2 protein-coding genes are annotated in these 2,858 nt (G+C 47.1%); both read right to left on the minus strand.

Annotated elements, in window-relative coordinates; translation table 11 throughout:
* Positions 1 to 403 precede the first annotated feature (403 nt).
* Positions 404 to 1,864: an amidophosphoribosyltransferase gene (purF, locus tag AB1797_13840; protein ID MEW5768668.1), complete on the minus strand. Its 1,461-nt coding sequence runs from the start codon at positions 1,862 to 1,864 to the stop codon at positions 404 to 406.
* A 263-nt stretch (positions 1,865 to 2,127) separates the two neighbouring features.
* Positions 2,128 to 2,382: a hypothetical protein gene (locus AB1797_13845; protein MEW5768669.1), complete on the minus strand. Its 255-nt coding sequence runs from the start codon at positions 2,380 to 2,382 to the stop codon at positions 2,128 to 2,130.
* Between the last annotated feature and the right edge of the window lie 476 nt (positions 2,383 to 2,858).

The raw sequence follows: 2,858 nt of genomic DNA on the forward strand, positions 1-2,858 counted from the left end.
GTCTCCTTTTATAGGTTGCATAGAAAGCCGTTTTTTAGGAATTTTAGCTAACTTTTAAACACCTAAACACAATATGTTGTGGTTTCGCTAGGTAAGGCTACTATATAGAGGCTGAGTAGTTACCTTTTGCCATTATGTTACTATTCTCTCCGATAGAAATTTGGATTTGTATTTATAATCGCATCTAGTATCCACATCAACCAAACCAGATTTAATTAAATGGGCATTTAAAAAAGTTTTGTTCCATAAGTATAGGTAACAAAGTAAGTTGTTTCTCTCATCGTATTTTATATGATCAAATTTTATGAATATTTTTGCCCATAAGTTTCTGTAGGGACAACCCTTGTGGTTGTCCGTCTACGGAACGGACATGGACAAGCACGGACAGGGACAAGCCCTGTCCCTACACTTCCGCCTTCTGTCCTGTGTTATTTATCCGTGCTAATTCGTGCATACCTGAACGGTTACTATGTTTCTTATCTACGTCCTCCCTCCCATCCCAATCAATGGGATAATTCCCATCAAAACAGGCCGTGCAAAACTCACTGCCAGGTTTGGACATTGAATCGAGCAGGCCAATAATGCTAAGATAGCCCAGGCTGTCTACCCGCATATATTTCCTTATCTCTTCCACACTATGGGTCGCCGCCAGGAGCTCCTTTCTGACCGGGGTGTCGATCCCATAAAAACAGGGGAATTGTATAGGCGGAGAACAGACCCTTAAGTGGACCTCTGAGGCGCCGGCATTGCGAAGCATCTTCATAATCTTACGGCAAGTAGTCCCCCGGACGATGGAGTCATCCACGACCACGATTCGATTCCCCACCAGGATATCATCTATGGGGTTTAGCTTGATTTGAACCCCCCGGTCTCTAATAGCTTGGGTGGGTGAGATAAAGGTCCGGCCAACATACCGGTTTCTGACTAATCCCCAATGGTAAGGGATGCCTGACTCCCTGGCATAACCCATGGCCGCCTGGATTCCGGCGTCAGGGATCGGTATAACCAGATCAGCTTCAGCCGGATGCTCCCTGGCCAATTGGCGCCCCATCTCAATTCGGACCTGATACATATTTTCTCCGAAGAGGTTTGAATCCGGTCGGGCCAGGTAGATAGTTTCAAAGATACATAAAGCCCTTCGATCGGTGTCAGCGCTTATTTTCATAGACCTGAAGCCGTTCTCATCAATGATCACCATCTCCCCTGGTTCTACTTCCCTGATAAAAACTCCGCCAACCAGGTCTAGGGCGCAGCTCTCCGAGGCCAGGATATATGAAAAATCAGCCCGGCCAAGACACAAGGGCCTAAAACCATAAGGGTCTCTCAGGCCAATTAGTTTGTTGGGGGTAAGAAAGAGGAGGGAATAGGCCCCTTTGACCTTTTTCAGGATTTCTATAATAGCTTCCTCCAGGATTTCGTTTTTAGACCTGGCCAGGAGATGGAGAAAGTCTTCAGAATCGCAAGTAGTTTGAAAGATCGCCCCCTCTGCTTCCAACTCTTTTCTAATGGCCTCACCATTGACCAGGTTCCCATTATGGGCAATAGCTAGATCTCCCCGGGCACAAGTCACCATTAAGGGCTGCGCATTTTCTACCCGACTCCCCCCGGCCGTGGAATAGCGAACGTGGCCAATGGCCATTTCTCCGTATAGATTATTTAGAATTTGATCATCAAAGATGTCGGCTACCAGGCCCATCTGCTTGTGGGAGTTGAGTCGGTGTCCATTCGAGACAGTGATTCCGGCGCTTTCCTGTCCCCGGTGTTGGAGGGCAAAGAGGCCCAGATAGGTCATCTTAGCCGCCTCAGGATGACCAAAGATACCAAATATCCCGCATTCTTCTTTTAGTTTGTCCATCGCTCTCATTTCATTCCACCCTCCGCCTTCCGCCACTCATTATTCGTAACCGTTCAGCCACAGATGCACACAGATAAAACACGGAAAATCCGTGAGCCGTGTCCGTGATTCGGGTCTGTCCTTAGGCTGTAGGGACAACCCTTGTGGTTGTCCGTCTACGGAACGGATATGGACAAGCACGGACAGGGACAAGCCCTGTCCCTCCACTTCCGCCTTCTGTCCTGTGTTATTTATCCGTGCTAATCCGTGCAGCTATACCTGAACGGTTACCCTTATTCTTCCTTGAAGTAAAACCCACAGGTGTTACCTACTTCCTTCAGACATCTTTCATCTATGGGAAAGGCCCTACATTGGGCCAAACGGTTCTCATAAATAAGGCATTTATTTTTCCCTTCGAGAAAGGGACACCGAAAAACGAGTTGGCAGCATGCGCCGCATCTTTGACATTTCCCCTGGCGGCGTTTCAACTGTTCTTCCAGATATTTCTTGCCGGCAAGGGCAATCAAGAATCGGCGAATCTTCCCCATGCCTTGTCTTAACCTCGTAGCGATTTTACTCCCCCCTTTATTATTAAGCGAACGCTCTCGGATAAAATTGAGCGTTAATTTTACTACAGTTACAGTTACTCACCTTTACACTTTACCCCCTCACCCTAACCCTCTCCCCGATGGGTAGAGGGAACTTTTTCCTGAACGCAAGTTGCAAACAGCCAACAAATTTTACCCTCATACTCCCTCTTGTACCCTCTTGCGTTCCCTGATATTCTATCCGAGGATCTTCATTGAACAATGACCACCATAAAAGCAAAGATTACCGCCGAGAAGACGCTGAGGGTAGAGATACGTCCTCCTACCCTTTGTCCTAACCCCTAACATCTACTGTATCTACTCAAAATCAAGTTAAAAAAGTAAGCTCATTACAGATTATAGTGCTATGGGTTAAGTTTCATCTCCTTTTGTCCTGACAGCGTCGGCATAAGAGCTTCCCCTCCCTTGATGGGAGG

It is taken from the genome of bacterium, from assembly GCA_040753085.1.
In the GTDB taxonomy this organism is placed as follows: Bacteria; UBA9089; JASEGY01; order JASEGY01; family JASEGY01; genus JASEGY01.